The sequence below is a fragment of the Polyangium sp. 15x6 genome, assembly GCF_029960785.1.
In the GTDB taxonomy this organism is placed as follows: Bacteria; Myxococcota_A; Polyangia; order Polyangiales; family Polyangiaceae; genus Polyangium.
The window spans coordinates 1-20,430 of sequence record NZ_JASBQE010000098.1; the positions used below are offsets into that span (position 1 = coordinate 1).

The window sequence follows — 20,430 nt, forward strand, 5'->3', positions numbered from 1 at the left end:
GCGAAGCGATCTTCCCTCGGGGGGTGAATCGGCCGGGCTTTGCCCGGACGAGAGGGGGACGCGAGGCGTCCCCCTCGGGACAAAAGAGCTAGAACATCGAGCGGTTGCAAACCGCTCGATGTTCTAGGGGCAGGGAGGGGGAATGGCAAGGTCAAGCCGTCGCCTGGGTCGGCGGCGGCAGGATGGCCGTGAAATCCCCGACGAACCGCACCGCGTAATCCTCGACGAGCTCGCGCACGCGGGCCGGGTTGTCGGCGCGGACGATGAGACCCGCGTGGTGCGGCTTCTCCGGCGTGCGCCAGACGATCTCGGGGTCCGTGTACGCCGACATGTCCGGGTGCTCCTGCCGCGACAGCGAGAGCACGAGGCCGCCGTAGTCGTACCGCCGCGGCGGCAGCACGTACGGGCGTTCGCCTTGCGCGATTTCGACCTTCGCCCATTCGCGCCACAGGTTGATCCCCGTCGCCGCCTCCACCACGTCCGCCGTGTGGCTGCCGCCGACGCGCGCCGCCGCCTCGATGAAGTAGATCCGGCCGTCCTCGGCCGAGCGCACGTACTCGATGTGCGTCACGCCCCGCACGAGGCCCATGTGCTCGATCACCCGCTCGTTCAGGTCGATGATCTCGCGCCAGAGGTCGCTCGACCGATCGATCGTCTGCGTCGCCGAGGGGCCGCCCTGGTTCACGACCTCGAAGAGCGACGTCCGGTACTGGTGCGCCTCCGCGAACACGATGCGCTTCTCGGAGACGATCGAGTCCACGTGGAAGAACTCACCCGGGATCATCCGCTCGAGCAGGTAACGCGAGCGATCGTCGCCGAGCTCTTCGATGACGCGCAGCGCGTCCTCCTCGCGGTCGAGCTTCTTGATGCCGAGCGACGCGGCCTCGGAGCGGGGCTTGAGCAGCCACGGCGCTCGCACCGTGCGCAAGAAGCGGCGCACGCGCTCGTCATTCAACACGTGCACGAAGTCCGGCACCGGGATGCTTCGATCCTTGGCGCGGGCGCGCATCGCGAGCTTGTCGCGGAAATACCGCGCCGTCGTCTCGCCCATGCCGGGGATGCGCAGGTGCTCGCGCAGATGCGCGGCGAGCTCGACGTCGTAGTCGTCGAGCGGCGCGACGCGCTCGATCTCGCGCGTCCGGGCGAGGTAACTGACGGCGTTCACCACGGCGCGCCGATCGTTCAAGGTCGGCATGCCGAAGATCTCGTCGATGTCCTCGCGCGCCCAGGGTTTGTCGAGCAAGGACTCGAGCGTGAGCAGAATGACCCGACAACCCTCGCGCCGCGCCTGCTTCAGGAAGTCGTTGCCCTTGAAGTAGCTCGACACGCAGAGGATCGTGGTCGGCGGCGGGGGCAGGGAGGCGGGCCTCGTCGGATCGTGGTCGGTGTTGATCACGGCGCGTCCATTACCCCAACTCGGGGCAGGATGTCACCCGGCCGTCGCGCCAAACTCAGCCGGCCATCTCGGCTCCGCGCATCTGGCGGATGAGGGCGATCACGAGATCGATGCCAATCTTGTTGTCACCCCCCTCGGGGATGATCACGTCGGCCCAGCGTTTCGAGGGTTCGACGAACATGAGGTGCATCGGCCGCACGGTCCGATAGTACTGCTCCCGGATCGACTCGAACGTCCGGCCGCGGTGCTCGATGTCGCGGCGGATGCGGCGGAAGGCGCGGATGTCGGCGTCGGTGTCGACGTAGATCTTGATGTCGAGCTGTTCGCGGAGATTCGCCTCGACGAACACCAGGATGCCCTCGACGATGACCACGGGCGTCGGCGCGACGCGGCGCGAGTCCGGGGCGCGGCGGTGCGTCTTGAAGTCGTACCGGGGGACGTCGATGGTCTCGCCTCGCCGGAGGGCGGCGAGGTGCTCGACCAGGAGCGCGGTCTCCAGGGACTCCGGGTGATCGAAGTTCAGCCCGCAGCGCTCCTCGTAGGAGATGTCATCACGGTCGCGGTAATACGCGTCGTGTTCGAGGATGGTTACGCCGGCGGGAGGCAGCGCCTCGGCGATACGGCGGGCCACGGTCGTCTTGCCGGAGCCGCTGCCGCCGGCAACTCCTATCATGAGCGGTCGCATCAGAGCTCGTTCGTCCCGGCGGCACCATACTTCGATTCGGCGGTCCGGTCGACCATGGAGCGAAGAAGCAAGCCGTGCCACACCTTGACGGGCGCGCCGGGTCTTGCCGCAGCGCGGACGGAGCCGAATGGAGGAGGGAGAAGGTCAAGACGGCGGTGTCCCGACGGCTCCGCCATGGGGGTTCGGGGGCGCAGCTCGGCTCGCCGAGCGTAGCCTCCGAGCGTCGAAAGGGTTCGGGGGCGCAGCTCGGCTCGCCGAGCGTAGCCTCCGAGCGCCCGAGTGAGGTGCGCATGAAGTTACCGCTCCAGATCACGTTCCGCGACATGCCATCGTCGGAGTCCGTGGCGCGCGAGGTGCGCGAGAAAGCTGACAAACTCGACGAGGTCTACGACGGGATCCTGGGGTGCCGCGTCGCGATCGCGTCGCACTCCCGGCGGCACCACCAGGGCAACGTCTACCGGGTTCGCATCGAGATGACGGTGCCCGGCGGAGAGGTCGTGTTCGGCCGCGAGGCCTCCGAGGATCACACGCACGAGGACGTGTACGTGGCGGTGCGCGATGCGTTCGACGGCGCGCGCCGGCTCCTCCATGAGCACGGGGCCAAGCAACGGGGCGAGGTGAAGACCCGCGTCGGGCCGCCGCACGGAAAGGTCGCGCGGATCTTCCCGGAGAGCGGCTACGGCTTCCTGGAGGCCGAGGACGGTTACGACGTGTACTTCCACAAGAACAGCGTGCTCAACAACGGCTTCTCGCGGCTCGCCGTGGGCACCGAGGTCCGCTACGAGGAGGAGCTCGGCGAGAAGGGCCCGCAGGCGAGCACCGTCGCGATCGTCGGCAAGGGCGGACACGGACACCGCGCCGCCTAGGACATCGAACCCGCCGCCCCTTGCGGAGCCCCGGCAAACTAGGTACGAACGCCCGCTGCGGACGCGCGGCCCGGGCAGTCGCCCGGCGCGGCGATCCTGGTCTTGGCGGAGGACGGCGTGGCGGACCCTTCGGGGCGCTTCCCCATACGTGATCACGACACGCTGGCCGGCGGCTTTCCAGGAGGGCCGCGCGCGGGCTCGACGCTGCCCGGTCCCTTGCCCGACGGGATCGGGCCCGCGCTGCGCGCCGTCGAAAAGGGCGTGCGCATCGGCAAGTTCCCCATCGTCCGCGTGATGAGCACGGGCGGGATGGGCATCATCTACGAGGCCGTGCACCCCGTGCTCGGCTCGCGCGTCGTCATCAAGACCGTCCGCCCCGAGATGGCCGGCAAGGCCGCGATGGCCGAGCGTTTCCGCAACGAGGCGCTCGCCGCGAGCCGCATCCGCGACGACCGCCTGCCGCAGATCTTCGACATCGACCGGCTCGACGACAACACGCAGTACATGGTGATGGAGTACCTCGAAGGCGAGGATCTCCAGCAGCGGCTCACGGACGGGCCGCTCGCGCCGGCGTACGCGACGCGCATCGTCTTCGAGGTCCTCGAGGTCCTGAACAAGGTCCACAAGCTCGGCGTCATCCACCGCGACATCACGCCGCGAAACATTTTCCTCGCGCGGAGCGAGGTGCTCGGCGAGATCCCGAAGCTGCTCGATTTCGGCGTCGCTCACTTCGTCGACGATCCGAACACGCGGCCCGGCGAGCTCGTGGGGTCGCCGTTCTACATGGCGATCGAGCAGGTCCGCGATCACGGCGCGATCGGGCCATGGACCGACGTCTTCGCCGCGGGCGTCGTGCTCTACGAGCTCGTCGCCGGCGTGCGCCCGTGGGCCGGATCGAGCCTCATCGGCTACCTCACGGCGCTCGCCGAGAGGCAGCCTCCGCGCCCGCTCGCCGCCGCCGCGCCGAACGTCCCGCCCGGCCTCGCCGAGGCCGTCATGCGCGCCATCCGCATCGAGCCGATCGAGCGGTTCCCCGACGCGGCGGCGTTCGCCCGCGCCCTCGAGCCCTTCGCCGCGGACCGCGCCGTGCTCTACGACCTGCGCCGCGCGGCGCAACGATCGAGCGTGCCCACGCGCCGCGCGAGCCTCGAGAACGAGGCCACGGTCGCGATCACGCGCGGCAAGACGGTCTCGATCCCGCCGCCGCCGCCCGTGCCCAAGCTCGCGGGCATCCAGTCGAAGCTCGCGGGCCTCGGTCGCGCGCGCGCCGGGGCCGACGTCCCGCGGCCGAGCCTGCGCAAGGGCGAACGCAGGCACCTCACGATCGCCATGGTCGGCCTCGCGCTCGACGAGCCATGCGAGAGCACGCTCGGCGCCGAGGACATCGAGCAGATCGCCACGCAGATCTCCGAGGTCATCGGCCGCGCCTTCGAGACGGTCGGCGCGCGCGTCGACAGGCCGCCGGGCGAGTCCTTGATGGCCGTCTTCGGGTATCACGCGTCGAGCGAGGACGACGCCGAGCGCGCCGTCGCCGCCGCGTTCGCCGCGCTCGATCAGCGCCACGAGATCAACGCGACGCTCGCCGAGATCGGCTGCGCGCTCTCCATGCGCATCGGCGTCCACACGGGGTTCGTCACGCGCGGCGGCGACGCCATGCTCACGGGCGAGAGCATCAACCTCGCCGAGATGCTCCAGCGCTCCGCGCCGCTCAACGCCGTCGTGGTCAGCCGCGAGACGCTCGATCTGCTCGGCGGCAGGTTCACCGAGCGGCACTTCGGGCCCATCTCGATGAAGGGCCGCGCGCGGCCGAGCGAGGCCTACGAGATCCTCGGCCCCTCCGAGGCCGAGGGCCCGCGCAAGAGCCGCGCCGGCGCCCCCGAGGATCGCCCCTTCGTCGGCCGCGACGCCGAGCTCTCCACGCTCGAAGGCCTCCTCGCCGAGGCGCGCGCGCGCGGCGGCTTGCACCTCGGGCTCGTCATGGGCGGGCCCGGCGTCGGCAAGTCGCGCCTCGTGCACGAGCTCTTGCGGCGCGTCGAGGCCGACGACGCGCGCTCGACCCTGGTCGTCCGGGCGCACCCGGCCTCCGCCGCGCCGTACGGCGCCTGGGTGGCCTTCCTTCGCCGCGTCTTTTTCCCGCCCGGCGCGACCATGATCGACGCGCTGCAGACGACGACCGAGATCGGCGCCCTCGCCGCCGCGCTCGAGGATGCCCGCCGCAGCGAGCTCATCGCCAAGGCGCCCGTCGTCGACTTCCTCCTCGGCCTCGGCGGGCACGACCTCGTCGACCAGTACGGGCCCGACGGCTTCCAGAGCCGCGTGCAGCAGACGCTCACGCTCCTGCTCGAAGCCCTCGCGCGGAGGGCGAGCGCGCTCCGGCCCGGCAGGCCCGTCCTCTGCGTCCTCGACGACATGCACCGCGCCGACGCGACGAGCCTCGACCTCCTCGGCCGCGTCCTCGGCGGCTACCGCGCCGCGCTCCCCGTCGTCTTCCTCGTCACGAGCCGCGACGGCGAGATCGCCACGCTCCCCGAGCACGTCGCGGTCACGCGTGTCCCGCTCGCGCCCCTCACGGACGACGAGATCCGGGAGATCTCCGTCCACCTCGCCGGGGAGGAGCCCTCCGCGGACGTCGTGCGCCTGCTCGTCGAGCGGGCCGCGGGCAACCCCCTCTTCGCCGAGGAGCTCTCGCTGTCCTTGCGCGAGCAATGCATGGTCACGGCCGACGCCGCGTCCCTCCGGCGCTTCACGGTGCCCTCCTCGCTCGTCGGCATGCTCCTCGCGCGCCTCGATCGGCTGGAGCCCGAGCTCCGCACCACGCTTCAATACGCGAGCATCCTCGGCGTGGAGTTCAGCGCGGATCTTTTTGATGCCGTTGCATCTGCGCTCGGCGACGAGCGGACCTCGCAACGGCATCTTCACGAGCTCGTCCGCCGGGGTATCCTCTCGCACCGCAAGGAGCGCGGCGAGGAGACGTTCGCCTTCCGGCAGGTGCTCGCGCGGGACGCCATCTACGGCACGGTGCTCATGGACAACAAGCGCGTACTGCACCACCTCGCCGCCGCGTCCATCGAGCGCCTGCACGCCGGCAAGCTCGCGCCGCACCTGCCCGCGCTCTTCCATCACTACAGCCAGACCGACGAGGTCGAGCGCATCGTGCAGTATGCGCGCCTCACCGGCCGCCGCGCCGTGGCCCTCGGCGCGTTCGTCGACGCGGTCGAGGCGCTCATGACCGCGGAGACCTTGCGCAGCCGCCTCCGCGACGACGACCCGCTCGCGGCTGCCCGCGCGCTCTTCGACCTCGGCATCGCGCTCTTCTGGCTAGGCCGGTTCGACGAGGCGAGCGAGCGTGTCGAGCAGAGCCTCGCGCTCCTCAGCGACGACGCGCGCGAGGAGGCGCTCACGGTGCGCGCGCGCTGTCACCTCCTCTGCGCCGAGACCGCGCATCAGCGAGCGCGCTGGCCCGAGGCGGTCTCGCAGCTCGAACGGGCCGAGGAGCTCTTCCGGCGCGCGGGCAGGCCTTTCGACGCGGCGCAGGCGCTCTGCACGCGCGGCTTTCAGCTCCGCAGCCAGGGCAAGATCGAGGAGGGCCTCGCGCTCGCCGAGAAGGGCTGGGAGACGCTGCGCGGCTCGGACAACCTGCCCGCGGTCGTGCGGGCCGGCCACGACCTCGGCAATTTGCTGCGCGACGTGCGGCGGTACGACGCGGCGATCGAGGTGTTCGAGGCGGCGATCCGCGCCGGCGAAGAGCTCGCCCTCGAGGGGGATCCGCTCGCGGCCGTGTGGGGCCAGGTCGCGGCGCGCAGCGGCCGGGCGATGACGTTCGCCGCGATGGGTCGGCTCGACGAGGCGATCGAGGATCAGAAGGCGGTGCACGCGCTCGCGGTGCGCGAGGGCAACGTGCTGGCGCAGGCGCACTCGGGGTTTCACCTGGCGCATCACCTGCGCGAAAAAGGCGAGCTCCTCGAGGCCGAGGTGCAGGCGCTCCGCGCGCTCACGTTGTGCACCGAGCTCGGTTTGTCGGGGCGCGCCGTGAAGTGTCGGCTCCTCCTCGCGGACCTCGCGGAGAAGACGGGCCGCGGGTCCGAGGCGCTGGATCACGCGGAGGAGGCCGAGCGGCTGGCGCGGCCGATGGGCGGCGATCCGTGGATCGACGTGGTGGAGCGGCTCGCGGGCCTGCTCCGGGCGCGGGGACGATCGGACCGGATCGCTGCGCTCGCGGCCGACACCGCGTCGTATCTCGGGCCGTCGGCGGACGCGTCGCTCCGGCAGCGGGTGGCGGCGCTCGTGGCGAAGGCTTGAGGTCTCAGAGGGGATTGCACAGCGTAGCGCCGGGGCTCTGCCCCGGACCCCGCGGGGGCTGTCCGCCCCTCGACCCGGACCAGGGCAAGCCCTGGACCTTTTGGGGAAGAACTGCGCGATGCGCAGTTCTTCCCACAGGCCCGTGGCAAGACCAGCGACGGCGTTGCCGGTCGCAGCGGTCTTGGCTGGCAGGGTCGCTCGCCGGTCTTGACTGCGGCCTGTTCGATGAACTGCGCATCGCGCAGTTCATCGACCCCGGGTCCAGCGCTTGCGCTGGTCCGGGTCCAGGGGCGGATAGCCCCTGGTGGGGCCTGGGGCAACGCCCCAGCGAAACGCCCCCCAGATGGAGCGCGACGTGCCTTGCCTGCATGCAAATCGCCCGATGGCGGCTGCTCGGTGGGGGTTGCACGCGTGCAAGGCGCTCCAAACGATCTGCGCGGCGTGCCTTGCACCGGCTCGAGGGACGTCGAGCAGGCGGCGCGGGAGTGCTTGCGCGCGTCCCAGCGTCGCCGTGACGTGGTCCTGCCGGCCCTTGCATCGACGCAAGGGCACGGCTCACTGCGTCACAGGCGCGCTTGCTCCGGTGCATCCCGCGCTGTGCACGTGTCCTGGGCGCCTTCGCGCCGGTGCAAGGATGACCGCGCAGCCGCTCGCGCTCGATTTGCGTCGTTGCGGCCACGGGCGCCGCTCCTGCCCCACCTCGCGAGAGCAAAAATCAGCCGGATCGATGAACTGCGCATCGCGCAGTTCATCGGGGCTCCGCCTCGGCGGCGGAGAGAGGTGTCGTGAAGCCAAGAGCCGCGAGCGCCACGCCCAGAGGCAGGACCCTCGTGCCGAATAAGAATGTGGTTTGCATCTCGGAACGACGTTACGGGACCATGCCGTCGAACGCGAGCGGAAGCGGAGTCGGTAGCGTGCGCGACGGGGGCGCGGGGGTCAGTCGTCGACGGGCAGCCCGCTCGGGAGTTTGTCCGGGATCAGGTGGAGCAGATTCAACGACGAGGGATCGGTCAGCGCCGACAGGAAGGCCATCAGATCCGAAACCTCGGCGTCCGTGAGCGGCGCGCCTTCCACCTTCAGCATCGGATCCAGCGACGCGAGCAGCGTCTTCTGCGTCTCCTCGCTGCTCTGGTACGTGCCCACGAGCTCGGGCTCGACCTGCTTGTCGTCGTACGCCTTCAAGAACGCCTCGGGATCGAGGTGATGCCGGACCGCGTCCTCCAGCCGAGCGTAAGCGCCATTGTGCATCCACGGTCCTTCGAGCTCCGTGTTTCGCAGCGACGGCGTCCGGAACTTGAACCGATCCTCCTCTTTGAGCGTGATGCGCCCGCGCCCGTAATCGAGAGGCGCCTCTTCGCCCTTGCCCGTGCCCACCTGCGGCGCCGCGATGTTGTGGAAGCCGAAATCGGTCTGCAGCGCCCCGCTATGGCACGACCCGCAGTTCGCGCGCCCATAGAACAGCATCGCGCCTCGCTTCTGCGCGTCGGAGAGCGCCTCGTGATCGCCGGCGAGGTATCGATCGAACGGCGTATCGAGCGCCGTGAACGCGTCGGTCATGAAGGCGCCCACGGCTTCCGCCAGGTGCACCACGTTGATATCGGCCTCCGTCGTCCCCGGGAACGCCGCGAGCAGCGCGGTCCGGTAGTCGGGAATGGCCATCGCGCGCGCCACGACGAGCGGCCAGATCTGGGCGAAATCCGCGTCCGTCAGGTCGCCCATTTCGTTCGGGTTCCCCTTCACGTCGAGCTCACCCTGGAACCCACGCATCTCCTCGCCCGGCGTGATCGGGATGATGAAGAATGCCGCGAGCGCATTCGAGAATTCCTGCGGCGTCGCGTCGCCCGCGGGCGAAAAATAGCCGTCCGTGGGATTGCCGCCGAGCCGGCCGTCCCAGAACATCGTGTCCCAGCCCTTGACGCCTCGGTTCCAGATCGAGAGCGTATTCCGGGCCAAGAACAGGCTATCCGGCCCGTGCACCCGCTGCGGCCCGAGCCCCGTCGCGCCCTGGCCGCGGGATTGGCTCTGGCCATCCGCGGACCCGAGCAAAGGATGATGGCACGTGCTGCAGGCGATGTTTCGCCGTCCGCTCAGCTCTTTCTCGAAGAAGAGCAATTGCCCGAGCTTCACGAGCTTCGGATCCTGCGCCGCCGGCTTCTCCACCGGCTTCACGCCCTCGGCGGCGAGGAGCTCCGTGAGCTCCTGATCGAGAGCGGGCGCGATCGGCGCGCTGCCCGTCTCATTCTCCCCGCTGCAAGCGCCGACGAGCGCCACCGACGCCAGAACACCTGCCAGCACCCATGACGCGCCCACGCGCCGTCGCCCGTTTTCGTTCCCCGATCGCTCCATCCTCGTCCTCCTCACAGCCTCCCCCGCACACGGCGCGCTGGGCACGCCACGTACCAACCGGCCAGAGCCGGTAACCCCTCGATTTCCTTGGATGACGCTGTGCGCAATGGCACCGACGGGTCGGTGCGCAGCGAAATATCGTTGCGCGACACCGAGCTGTCGTTGTTCGAACAACGAGGCGTCGTTGCGTGCATCGAGACAGGTCAGTTAGTCTCGCCGTATGAACCTCGACGATTGGGTCGCCGCGAGCACGCGCGAGCTCGCGGACCTCGCGCAGCTGGCGGACGGGACGCCGGCGGCGCTCGACGAGCTCTTGCACCGGGGCCTCGAATGGCTCGGTCGCATCGCGCCCTACGATCTCGCGGTCATCTTCGAGCTCGAAGGCGCCTTGCTCCGCCCGAGGGCCGGGCGCGGCTCGCTCTTCCGCCCCGAGGTCCGCGAATACCGGATTCACCTCGACCATTTCCCCTCCATCCGGCTCGCCATCGAGGAGCGCAGGAGCCGCGTCTTCACCGAGGACGACCACGCCCACGGCGACGGCGACCTCTTCGACGGATTGATGGATTTTCCGCACGGCCACGCGTGCATGGTCGTGCCGCTCGTGACCGGCTCCGAGGTCTTCGGGGTCATGTCGATCGACCGCGCGCGATGCGGACCTTATCCGCGCGCGGTGGTCGATCTCGTCGAGGTCTTCGGGCGCCTCCTCGCGCTCTCGATCCATTGCATTCGCCAGAATCAGCGGCTCGCCCGCGCCGGGCTCGAAAGTGAAGAGCGGGCCGCCGCCCTCGAGCGCCGCATCGGCGAGATCACCGAGGACGCCTCCGTGCTCGGCGACAGCGACAATCTTCAGGTCCGCGAGCTCGCGCGGCAGGCGGCCCTCGTCGCGGGAACGAGCTCGACCGTGCTGCTCATCGGGGAGACGGGCACCGGCAAGGAGCGGCTCTCGCGCTTCATCCACGAAAAGAGCCCGCGCCGCAAGGGCCCGTTCCTCCCCGTCAACTGCGCGGCCTTGCCCTCGGGGACGCTCGAGAGCGAGCTCTTCGGGCACGAGCGCGGCGCTTTTTCGGGCGCGCTCCGGGCCCGCCCCGGCCTCTTTCGGGCCGCGGACGGCGGGACGTTGTTCCTCGACGAGATCGGCGAGCTGCCGCTCGATCTCCAGGGCAAGCTCCTCCGCGCAGTGCAGGAAAGCGAGGTCCTGCCCGTGGGCGCGGAGCAGCCGATCAAGGTCTCCGTGCGGGTCATCGCGGCGACGCACGTGGATCTCGAGCAAGCCGTCGCCGCGGGCCGATTCCGGGGGGATCTTTATTATCGACTCTCGGTCTACCCGCTGCGCCTCGTGCCGCTGCGCGAGCGCATGGAGGACCTCCCCGCGATTTGCCGGGTCCTCCTGGAGGAGCTCTCCGCGCGGGTGGGCAAGGCATCGCTTCGCCTCTCCGCGGGCGCGCTCGACGCATTGCGGCAGCATGATTACCCGGGCAACATCCGCGAGCTTTCGAATATCCTCGAGCGCGGGGCGATCCGTGCGTCGTCGGGGATGATCGAGCGCGCGGACCTCGCCCTGTTCGCGGCGAAGGCACGCAAGCGATCCGGCGCCGGGGAGACGGGGACGTCGGAGCCGCTCGTCTCGCTGGCCGAAAATGAGCGACGCCACATCCAGCGGGTCCTCCGCGCGACGGGCGGCCGCATCTATGGGGAAGGGGGCGCCGCCGCCATCCTCGGCCTGCCCCCGACCACACTTCAGAGCCGCATGAAGCGGCTTGGATTACGGCGCGAGACGAACGCCTGACAAAAAGCGTCTGGCCCTCCGCGGGCCGTCTTGTTTGGCGCGCGCCGTCGGTGTTATGGTGACATCATGGGGAAATCGATGGGGAAGCGTATGGGGGATCGCGTGGGGGTTTTCGTGGAGAGCCGACCGTTCGGGGCGGTCAGCGTCATGGGAATGGCGCTCGCGGTGATGTCGATCGGGTGTGCCAAAAACGAGACGACCCCGCTCAAGCGTCCGAGCGAACCGCTGATCACCGGGGAGCCGCAATGGCCGGAGGACGTGACGCGTCAAGCGGAGCGCGCCGATCGCGTCTGCAGCCAGCGCCAGGCGCAGCTCCTCTACGATTACGAGGAAGCCAAGCAGGACCAGCAGAAGTTCAAGACCATCATGGGCTCGATCACGGGCGGCGTCGGGACGGTGGGCGGCGCCGTCGGCGGCGTGGGGGCGTACGTGATCGATTCCCCCGAGACGATCAAGAAGGTGACAGGTATCACGGGCATCGTGACGGCCGGGCTCGGCGCCGTGGGCTCGGTCGTGACGCTCGTCCTCTCGCCCGGTGAATCGAAAATGCATTCCGCGTCTGCGTCCATCGCCTCGATCGAGCAGAAACGAGCGGCGGCGCGGACCGCGCTCACGCAGAAGGATCCGAGCACGTGGTCGGAGGAAGAGAAGGAAGCCTGGAGCAAGGCAGCCAAGGATCTCGAGGCTGCATGTAAATAGCCTCGTGGCGGAAACCTGCCCTCTGCTTGCCGGAGCGCGCGCATGCGCGATGACGTGCAAGTCTGGAGGTGCTTCTTGAAACGTTGTCTTTTCCTCTGCTTCTCCTTCGCGCTCGCTGCCGGTTGCGGCGGCACCACGCCCGACGCTGTCGAGGGCACGCCGGGGGACATCATCACCGTGGGAAACACGACCCTCACGCCCCGCTCGACGATCTGGGCGCGCAGGGAGTCGATGACGACGCCGTGGATCTCGCCGCTCGTCTTCATCACGAATTTCGAGGATGCCTGCGGTGTCTTTCCCGACGGGTGCACCGGGACGGACGAGCCGAACGTGAACGTCACGCTGTCCTTTTCCCTTCACGCCCAGAATCCCGGCCCCGGGACCTATGACGTCGGCACGTTCGACGAGGCGACGACGCCGGCGGGCGCCAAGGTGGCCTGGGGGGTGTTCCGGCACTTCGAGGAGAAAAAGGCCACGTTCACGAGCGAGGTCGCCTCTGGAAACGTGGTCGTCGATCATTACGACGACACCACGCTCCGCGGCGATTACACGTTCACGTTCGACACCGGCGAGACACGACAAGGGACGTTCGAGGCAACCTATTGCGAGGCGCTCGACGAGGCCATCACCTGCATGTGACGAGGCGGCCGCAGGAAAAGGGAGGAATGGGGTGATTGGGCGCTCACCCCGTTTTGGAGGCTACTCCGCGAAATCGAAGGTCGCCGTCACCTCCGTCGTCACCCGGATCTCGCCGGGCTCGACCGGGAATTCGACGGACTCCGACCCCCCTCCGCCAATCATACCGTAATCTTCGTGCGCGGCCTGCTGGGCGAATTCGTAGCTTCGTGCCACCTCCGTCGTTATCTTCCGGAGCCCGCGCAGATCGACCCTCGCCGTGCCGGCTACCACCTTGGCATTCTCCTCCGCGTCGCGCACCGCCGCCGCGAGCGCGAGCCGGTATGCCTCGCGCGGTTTGCTCAGGAAGAAATCGAGCCCGCCGACGACATTGGCGCCCGCGCCGAGCGCCGTGTCGAGGAGCCGCGGGCCGACGACGCGCAGGGTCTCGGTCCCGACGCCCCGCAGGGCGACCGAGAGCCTGCTCTCCGCCTCGTAGCCGATGATCTGGGGCGGCGTCTCGTCTTCCTCTCTCTGACGCTCCGTGATGGGCGTCACCGTGATTTCCAGCGTCCGGACTTGCAAATCCGAGATCCGGAGGCGCTCCAGCGCCTGCATGATCGAACGTGTCTTGCTCGCGGCCTCCGTCCGCGCCTCGACCAGCGTCGTGGCCCGGGCGCGGACCGAAATGCTCGTGCGTAGCGAATCGGGCGCCACCATGACCTCACCGAGCCCCCCGACGGTCACGGTCTGAGCGTCGGCTTCCTCCGCCTCCGCAGCTTCCACGGCCTTGTCCGCGAATGCGGGCGCGGAGACGGCCGATGCCATGAAGGCGGCGAGTGCGGCAATGAGCTTTGTCGAATTCCTCATGCTTCCCTCCCTTACCTCGGACAATCTAAGGCGGACGGAGCGGAGGCGGGAGCGGCCGCCGCGCCGGGGCTCTGCCCCGGACCCCGCGGGGGCTGTTCGCCCCTCGACCCGAACCAGCGCAAGCGCTGGACTCGTGATGGAAGAACTGCGCTCCGCGCAGTTCTTCCAACGGGCCCGTTGGAAGACCAGGGACAGCGTTGCCGATCGAAAGGGCAGCGCGGCTGTCTTGGTTGGCGAGGGGCGTTCCTCGGCCTGTTCGATGAACTGCGCATCGCGCAGTTCATCGACCCCGGGTCCAGCGCTTGCGCTGGTCCGGGTCCAGGGGTGGACAACCCCTGGTGGGGCCTGGGGCAACGCCCCAGCGAAACGCCTCCCAGGTATCAGGGGAAGAACCTCGCGACGAACGCCGCGGGGAAATTCCCGGAGGGCAGGGGCCCGGCGCCGAAATCGAGGGTGCCCGTGAATTGCCCCGCGAGCAAGACCTGATCCGCCTTCGTCACGTGCAGCGCGCTCACGCGTACCGACCCGCCGAATCGACGCGTCTCGAGAGCCTCGCCCGTGGAGGAGAGCGCCGTCAAGGTGAGCTCCCCCGTCTCTGCGGCGTCGCCGGTCAGCAGGATACGGCCCCCGGACTGCACCGCGATGCGCCTGGAATCCTTCGCCGCCGGTCGGCGCCAGATCACGCGCCCGTCTTGACGATCCAGCCGGGCCACGAACTCGATTTCGGTATCGCGTTCGGGGCGCGGCGCGGAGAGCTCGCCGAACGCGCCGTAGGCGCGGAGCAGGATATCCCCGTCGGGCGTGAGCGCCATCCCGTGAAAGATCTCGTTCTGCGAGCCCGTGTCCCGGAATCGCTTGTGCCAGAGGAGCTGTCCGCGCGGATCGAGCCGCGTCGCGAAGAGGTTCGTGCCCGTCACCTTGTGCCCCGCGACGACCACGTGGCCGGCTGCGTCCACCTCCATGGCGAGCGCCTCGTCGTCGGTGCTCCGTGTCACGACGGTATGCCATGCGGGTCGCCCCTCGGAATCGAGCGCGGCCACGAACGCTTGAAGGCTCGGGCTGTGGATCGGCATCCCGGCGAGCTCCGCGCGCCCCTCCAGGTTGCCGAGCACGAACACCCCGGGCGCGAAACCCGTGGCGAGCATGTCGAGATGGTAAATGTATTCATCCGTGTACGCGCGATGCATCCAGGCCGCTCGGCCCGTCGGATCCATCCGAACGAGGAAGGATCCACCGCCTTCGAGCGCTCCGCTGCCGAAATCGATCCGCCCTTCGAAGGAACCCACGAAATACCGATTTCCCGCCGTATCCACGGCGACGTCCAGGATCCTCTGATTCCGCGCGTCGCCGTACCCGCGCAGGTCGCGGATTGCCCCGCACGCGTCGATCTCGGCGATGAACGCGTCCGCGTCGCCGGCGCTCCGGAGGACCTTGTCTTCGAGCGTGAGCGAACCCTTGAAATGGCCCGCCACGACGATCCCCCCGTCGGGCGTTTCGACCGCGTCCGCGATGACCACCTCGCCTCCCTCCGAGGCCGTCAGCTTGTGCGCGACCACGCGCGGCTCGCCGCTGGGGCACGTCACGCGGCTCGCCGCCGCGCTCGCGTCCCGCGGCGCCTGACAGACCGCGGCGAACATCGTAAAAGCGGTAAAAACGTCCCGCGCGCGCCGCCCCGCCCCATTCTGTCGCATCGTGCGCCCTCCCCGAGGGATCTGGGTCGTGGCGCCGCGCGCGTCAATGTGCCCTCACTCCGCAGAGCGAAGGAAATGTCCGACGAACGTCGCCTGATTCAGCATGTCGGGCTCGGGCACGAACGGGACACGCCAGGTCTCGAATCCTCGAAGGCGCCCGCCGAAGAGGTAAGGGGAGCAGACGAGCGCGGCGCGCCGCTCCACGGGACCTTCGTCGGTGAACTCCAGCAAGGTGTATTCGCGGGGCCGGACGCGCCTCTGCACGAGCCACAGGGAGGGCGGCTCTCCACGCTCCGCCGGCTGCGCGGGCAGCTCGCGGAGCCAATGCTCCCATTCGTCTTGCTCGACGGCGCAACCGAAAAAGACGTGCCGGCCCATGTGCGAGTCCGCCCGCTTGAGGATGAAATCTCCGCGATTGCGCCTGACGTGGTCGAGCTCCGCGCCGCTCATCAGGTCGAGCAGCCGGGTCTCCGGGATCAACGTGCCCACGGCGTCCTGCTCCTCCGGCGTCAGGTTTCGTGGCCTCGTGCGTGGATCGCTCAGGCAGGCGAGAAGCAGCTTCGATTGCAGAGCGGCGAGGCGGAGGGGCACCGTCGAGCCCGCGACCGTCGGCACGAGCGGGCGCAGGGTGTCGGTGAACGCGTCCCGCGCCTTGTTCACGGTATAAAGCGAGCACGCGCGGTGGATGTGGCCCGGGAGCGCGGGTGAATAGGATGGGCTCGGCTCGCCGGCGTAGTGGGCGAAGTGCTGGATGCCGTGGGGATTCTGGTTCAGGTAGGCGAGAATCGGCTCGCACTCGGGCGCCGCCGCGGCGCTCCTCACCCAGTGAATCCGGTGCGGGCGCGCCTCGGCGAGCTCCGTGAAATAGTCCTTCAGGCCGGCGAGGGGGCGCCCGCTTTGCAGCAGCGCGCTCGGGAGCTCGAAGAGCTCGGCGCTCTGCGTCCACAGATCATCGGGCTTCTCGTACCCCGAGACGGCCGTGTCGAAATTGGTCTCCGCCACCTGCGGCCCCTCTTCGCCCATCACGATGTCCGGGCGCCCGAAGAGGAAAGACACGGGCGCTTCGCGGAGCGCCGTTTCGGAGAGCCGCGTCCGCTCGGCTTCTTCGAGGATGGGCCAGCCCTGGTAGAAATGTACCACCGCGCGGAGCGCGCGCGTCATTCGCACGAGCTCCGGCTCCGAGGGCGGTGGCTCCACGAGCGCCATGGTGAGCACCGCGAGGTGCGCGCGATACAGCGCCTGGAGCTTTCGCTCGAAGGCTCGCACCGCGTCGGCCGGCGACTCGACGGGGCTCCACAACGTGCGCGGCGCGAGGTCCGACCACGAGGTCCGCCGCATGCGCTCCCGGAAAGAAGCCAGGAGGCGCGAAGGCTCGGGCGGTGTCCACGAAATGGTTCCGATAGGTAACGTGCTCACACCACCTCCCACCCATCCGCATTGCGAACGTATTCGCGCTTGACCCACATACCTGCCCGTCGGTATCTTCGCAACTCGATTCGCGGAGCGTCGATCATGAAGCAACGCGACGGTGAGGTGCTTTTCTTGTCGCTCGAGGACGTCGTCGCCTGTGGGGGCGCCGATGTGAGGCGGGCGAGCGAGGACGTGCAGCGCGGCTTCGCATTTCTGCTGGAGGGGCGCGTCGTTCAACCGACGAAGGCATCCATGAGGCACCCGCGGCCCGCCCCGGAGCCCGAGGTGGGGTTTCTCAACTTCATGCCTTCGCTCGTCCTGTCGGAGGGCAGGGAGATCCTCGGTTGCAAATCGATGGGATCGATGCCCGCGAACGTGGCGCTCGGGCTGCCGCGCGCCGCGGGGATCATCACCTTGTTCGACGCGCAAACGAAGTTTTTGCGATCCGTCATGGATGCGCAGGTGATCAGCGCGACGCGCACCGGCGCCGTATCGATGCTCGCGGCCCAGAAGCTCGTGCCCGCCGATACCGAGGAAATCGCCCTCATCGGGGCGGGCGTGAACATGCGGACGCAGCTCCTCGGGCTGCATCTGGCCCTCCCGAAGCTGCGGCGCGCGCGCGTATATGCGGAGGGCGCCTCGAAAGAGCGCTTCGCCGCGGAGATGTCGCGTCGAACGGAGATCGACATTCGCTCCGTGGCGACCGCCGAGGAGGCGGTCCGCGGCGCTCCCTTCGTGGTCACCTGCGTCTCGCGGGACGACCGCCCCGTCGTGCAGGATCGATGGATACCCGAGCGCGGGGTGACGATCTTCTCGATCGGCGGATTCGAGGTGGAGGCGTCGCTGCTCGCGCGGATGGACCGGATCGTCGCGGATCGCTGGGCGGACGTGAAGAGCCGCAACGTGCAGACGCACGCTTTCGCGGTGGCGCACGGGGTCATTCCGGAGAGCCGCGTGGAGGACCTCGGGCCCATTCTCGCGGGCCAGCGCGAAGGGCGCACCTCCCGGGACGAGAGCATCTTTTTTTCGCCCGTGGGGCTCGCGTTCGAAGACATCCTCGTCGCGGATCGGGTCTATGAAGAGGCGCTCCAGCGTGGCGTCGGACAACGGCTGCGCCTGTGGAGCTCCCCGGAATGGATCTGAAGGACGAGGCGCGCGCTCGGCTCGAACGCCTCTCCCGAGCGCGGCGCGCCGGCATCGTGCAGGCGAGCCTGCAAATGGGGCGCGCCGCGGAGTACCCCCTAGAAGGCCGGCCGTTCCTCGTTCCTCTGGAGCTCGACGCCGCGCGGGTGAAACATGCCTTTCGCCAGGTGGAATGCCTCGTCCGGGCGCTCGTGCGCCTGGAGCATCACGCCCGCGGCCGGGGAGGGGAGGCCCTGCTCCAGCGCTTGCGGAGCTCGCTGGAAGAGGGCAGCGATCGGCTCGTGCGTCAATGCACGTTCGAATCGACGGGCTCCGTCGAGCGTCGGCTGCGCCGCGTCGACGCGTTCTTCGATCCCGCGAGGGGCCGCTGCACGGCGATCGAGGTGAACCAGGCCGCGCCCCTCGGATTGCATTACCACGACGTGGATCAGCGGATGGCCGGCTCGTTCCTGGGCGCGCTGGGAATCCCGTACGAGCCGCGGCTCCTCGCCCCGCACGTCGTGGAGTGGCTCTTCCACGAGTATCGAGCGCGTTACCCGGGCCGCATTCCTCGACGGATCGCCCTGGTCTCCGAGCACGGCTACGCCGGCAAGCGCGAAGTCCCGCACGTGGCGAGGGAATACCAGCGCGCCGCGCGCGAGCGATACGGCGAGCATGTCGACATCGTGTTTTGTTATCCGCCGGAGGTGAAGCTCGCCTCTGGCCGACCCACGGTCGGGGGCGCGGAGGTCGATATGATCTGGCGCTACTCCGTGTATCTCGACACCTATCACGAGCGCGGCATCGACGTGACGGATTACGAAACGGTGTACGCGCATCCGGAGGAGCACCTGATCGTCAATTCGACCGGAGCGTTTCTCACCGCGTCGAAGGAGACGTTTGCATTGCTCGGGGATGCCTCCGTGGTGGCTGCGCTCGGTCTTGCGCCGGAGGACGTGGAGCTGCTTCGCGAGACGGTGCCCGATACGGTGAACCTCGCCTTCGATCCGACGCGGCGCCGGGAGGTGCTGGAGGAGCGGGGGGCGTGGATCGCGAAGCCCACGGATTCGTCGTTTGGAGAGGGTGTCGTCTTCGGCGCGGCGCTATCACGCGGGGAATGGGAGCGGCTCGTGGAGGAGCGCAGCCGGGGAGGGTTCGTCTTTCAGCGGCGTGTGGAATACCCGGTGATCCCCGCGCTCGAAATCGCGGAGGACGGCGCGATGGTCGAGCGGGAGATCGAGATCGATTTTTGCCCCTTTCACGTGGACGGCCGCGTCCCCGGCCCGACCATCCTGCGTGCCCACGTGGTGGAGCCAGGTCAGCGCGGGACGCGGGTCATGAACACGCGCGCCGGGGCGTTCATGGTGCCGTTCCTCGCGCCGGCTGCCGTTTGACGAACGCAGTGGCGACGATCACGACGTCGGACCGGCAGAGCTCCAGCGACACGAATGTATCCAGCACGTGCGTGCAGCGCTCGATCGAATTCTTTCCGAAACAAAGGCCCAACAGGTCGTCCCACAAGGAATCTCTCATGAGCCCGGGCAGAGCGCTCGGTGCACCGTCGAAAAGCTCCGCGAGCGCCGCATGGCGCAAGTAGGCCTGCTCGTCTTCATCGGCGTCGTGCATGAGCTTCACGTCGAGGTCGAGCTCCCTCACGAACTCGGCATACGTGGGAGACAGGAGCGCGACGAGCTCGTCCCGTCCGAACACGAGCTTCACCTCGTGCAAGAGCTCCGCGGGCACGCCGCCGGTTCCCATCTCACGAAAGCTGAGGTGTGCGGGATCGAACGAACGGCCGTCCAGGAAGCACAACATGGGTCCCACCGAAAGAACGCGTGCAGCTCTATTCGACGTGCTTCCGAGGCGACAGCGCTGGAGGCGAGCCGGCCTGCATGTAGGTTCGCCGGAGCGCGTCGAGCAGAGCGGGACAGCCGGTCATCCGATCGACGGCCTCGTAGAAGGACTTCCCCGCCTCCCAGACGGCCTCCGCGGGGTACCCGGGGCCCGTCAGCTCGACGTTGTGGGCCTTGCGGAGGCAAGAGTCCTCCCACGGCTTCCTGATCTCGTCGAGCAGGCGTCGATCCTGCGCCCAGTCGTCGAAAGCGCCGAGGTGCTTGCCGCAGCCGCGGGCGCAGATCCGCTTGGCGATCTCGGTATGCTGGTAAGTCCACGCCTCGATGCAGTAGAACGGCTCGATCGCGACGAGGCCACTCATGATGCGCGCGAGCTCTTCGCCTCCGACGTTGCGCTCCGCTTTGATTTGCTGCTCGATTTTCAACCGGAATTCTGCGAAGTGGCGTCGCGCGTCGCTTCTGTCCCGGTCCCCGTAGCTCTCGTCGCCGTCGTAGTGGAGGAACACGAATCCGCTCGGCCGTCCGTCGTCGTCCTCGATCAGGAGCTGGCTGACGATGGCCCGCATGAGCTTGCGAATGTCCGACTCGTGCTCCTCCTTGGTGCTGCGCCAGAGGTTCATGCGCATGGCGCGCCGCCCGTCGCCTCGCTCTTCGTCGAACCGGAGTTTTTCCCTTTGCGTCTGCACCGCGGGGTCGACGATCTTGAGCATCGACTTGGAGAGCGCGACGACCACTGCGTGCGCGTGGTCCGACCCGTCTTCGCTCAAGGCGAGGATGCGGAGGACCGGCATC

Annotated in this window: 15 protein-coding genes; 7 read left to right on the forward strand and 8 right to left on the reverse strand. The window is 68.8% G+C overall.

Going from position 1 to position 20,430, the window contains the following annotated elements:
- Positions 1–151: 151 nt before the first annotated feature.
- Together QHF83_RS42545 and udk are read right to left on the reverse strand one after the other, a co-directional pair.
- On the reverse strand, positions 152–1,396 hold the full coding sequence (locus QHF83_RS42545; protein WP_282423820.1) for an ATP-grasp domain-containing protein: 1,245 nt from the start codon (positions 1,394–1,396) through the stop codon (positions 152–154).
- Between the two features lie 55 nt (positions 1,397–1,451).
- Positions 1,452–2,069 (reverse strand): uridine kinase, encoded by a 618-nt coding sequence (gene udk / locus QHF83_RS42550; RefSeq protein ID WP_282423821.1) that lies wholly within the window; start codon positions 2,067–2,069, stop codon positions 1,452–1,454.
- A gap of 302 nt (positions 2,070–2,371) precedes the next feature.
- Between udk and QHF83_RS42555 the strand changes: the two genes are divergently transcribed.
- Positions 2,372–2,947, forward strand: coding sequence for an HPF/RaiA family ribosome-associated protein (locus QHF83_RS42555; RefSeq protein ID WP_282423822.1), 576 nt, complete (start codon positions 2,372–2,374; stop codon positions 2,945–2,947).
- 117 nt (positions 2,948–3,064) lie between these two features.
- Complete coding sequence (locus QHF83_RS42560) at positions 3,065–7,246, forward strand: AAA family ATPase (protein WP_282423823.1); 4,182 nt, start codon at positions 3,065–3,067, stop codon at positions 7,244–7,246.
- 936 nt (positions 7,247–8,182) lie between these two features.
- On the opposite strand, the gene QHF83_RS42565 is transcribed toward QHF83_RS42560, so the two are convergent.
- Complete coding sequence (locus QHF83_RS42565; RefSeq protein ID WP_282423824.1) at positions 8,183–9,592, reverse strand: cytochrome c peroxidase; 1,410 nt, start codon at positions 9,590–9,592, stop codon at positions 8,183–8,185.
- Between the two features lie 220 nt (positions 9,593–9,812).
- On the opposite strand from QHF83_RS42565, the gene QHF83_RS42570 reads away from it, so the two are divergent.
- The 3 genes from QHF83_RS42570 to QHF83_RS42580 all read left to right on the forward strand — a co-directional run bounded on the left by QHF83_RS42570 (position 9,813) and on the right by QHF83_RS42580 (position 12,716).
- On the forward strand, positions 9,813–11,378 hold the full coding sequence (locus tag QHF83_RS42570; protein ID WP_282423825.1) for a sigma 54-interacting transcriptional regulator: 1,566 nt from the start codon (positions 9,813–9,815) through the stop codon (positions 11,376–11,378).
- A gap of 66 nt (positions 11,379–11,444) precedes the next feature.
- Entirely contained in the window at positions 11,445–12,077 is a 633-nt protein-coding gene (locus tag QHF83_RS42575) for a hypothetical protein (RefSeq protein WP_282423826.1), read from the forward strand.
- Positions 12,078–12,152: 75 nt separating this feature from the next.
- Positions 12,153–12,716 carry a hypothetical protein gene (locus QHF83_RS42580; RefSeq protein ID WP_282423827.1) on the forward strand — a complete coding sequence of 188 codons (564 nt, stop codon included), beginning with the start codon at positions 12,153–12,155 and terminating at the stop codon, positions 12,714–12,716.
- 60 nt (positions 12,717–12,776) lie between these two features.
- Here the strand turns inward: QHF83_RS42580 and QHF83_RS42585 are convergent, their stop codons facing one another.
- The 3 genes from QHF83_RS42585 to QHF83_RS42595 all read right to left on the reverse strand — a co-directional run bounded on the left by QHF83_RS42585 (position 12,777) and on the right by QHF83_RS42595 (position 16,591).
- Positions 12,777–13,562 (reverse strand): SIMPL domain-containing protein, encoded by a 786-nt coding sequence (locus QHF83_RS42585; RefSeq protein ID WP_282423828.1) that lies wholly within the window; start codon positions 13,560–13,562, stop codon positions 12,777–12,779.
- Between the two features lie 380 nt (positions 13,563–13,942).
- Positions 13,943–15,253, reverse strand: a complete 1,311-nt coding sequence (locus QHF83_RS42590; protein ID WP_282423829.1) for a hypothetical protein — start codon at positions 15,251–15,253, stop codon at positions 13,943–13,945.
- Positions 15,254–15,307: 54 nt separating this feature from the next.
- On the reverse strand, positions 15,308–16,591 hold the full coding sequence (locus tag QHF83_RS42595) for a hypothetical protein (protein ID WP_282423830.1): 1,284 nt from the start codon (positions 16,589–16,591) through the stop codon (positions 15,308–15,310).
- Between the two features lie 174 nt (positions 16,592–16,765).
- Here QHF83_RS42595 and QHF83_RS42600 point away from each other — a divergent pair, with 174 nt between their 5' ends.
- Positions 16,766–17,806: an ornithine cyclodeaminase family protein gene (locus QHF83_RS42600; protein WP_282423831.1), complete on the forward strand. Its 1,041-nt coding sequence runs from the start codon at positions 16,766–16,768 to the stop codon at positions 17,804–17,806.
- On the forward strand, positions 17,797–19,179 hold the full coding sequence (locus QHF83_RS42605; RefSeq protein WP_282423832.1) for a hypothetical protein: 1,383 nt from the start codon (positions 17,797–17,799) through the stop codon (positions 19,177–19,179). Before QHF83_RS42600 ends, QHF83_RS42605 begins: the two co-directional genes overlap by 10 nt.
- On the opposite strand, the gene QHF83_RS42610 is transcribed toward QHF83_RS42605, so the two are convergent.
- Positions 19,145–19,600 carry a hypothetical protein gene (locus tag QHF83_RS42610; RefSeq protein ID WP_282423833.1) on the reverse strand — a complete coding sequence of 152 codons (456 nt, stop codon included), beginning with the start codon at positions 19,598–19,600 and terminating at the stop codon, positions 19,145–19,147. The genes QHF83_RS42605 and QHF83_RS42610 overlap by 35 nt on opposite strands.
- A gap of 28 nt (positions 19,601–19,628) precedes the next feature.
- Positions 19,629–20,429 (reverse strand): hypothetical protein, encoded by an 801-nt coding sequence (locus tag QHF83_RS42615; RefSeq protein ID WP_282423834.1) that lies wholly within the window; start codon positions 20,427–20,429, stop codon positions 19,629–19,631.
- Position 20,430 lies beyond the last annotated feature (1 nt).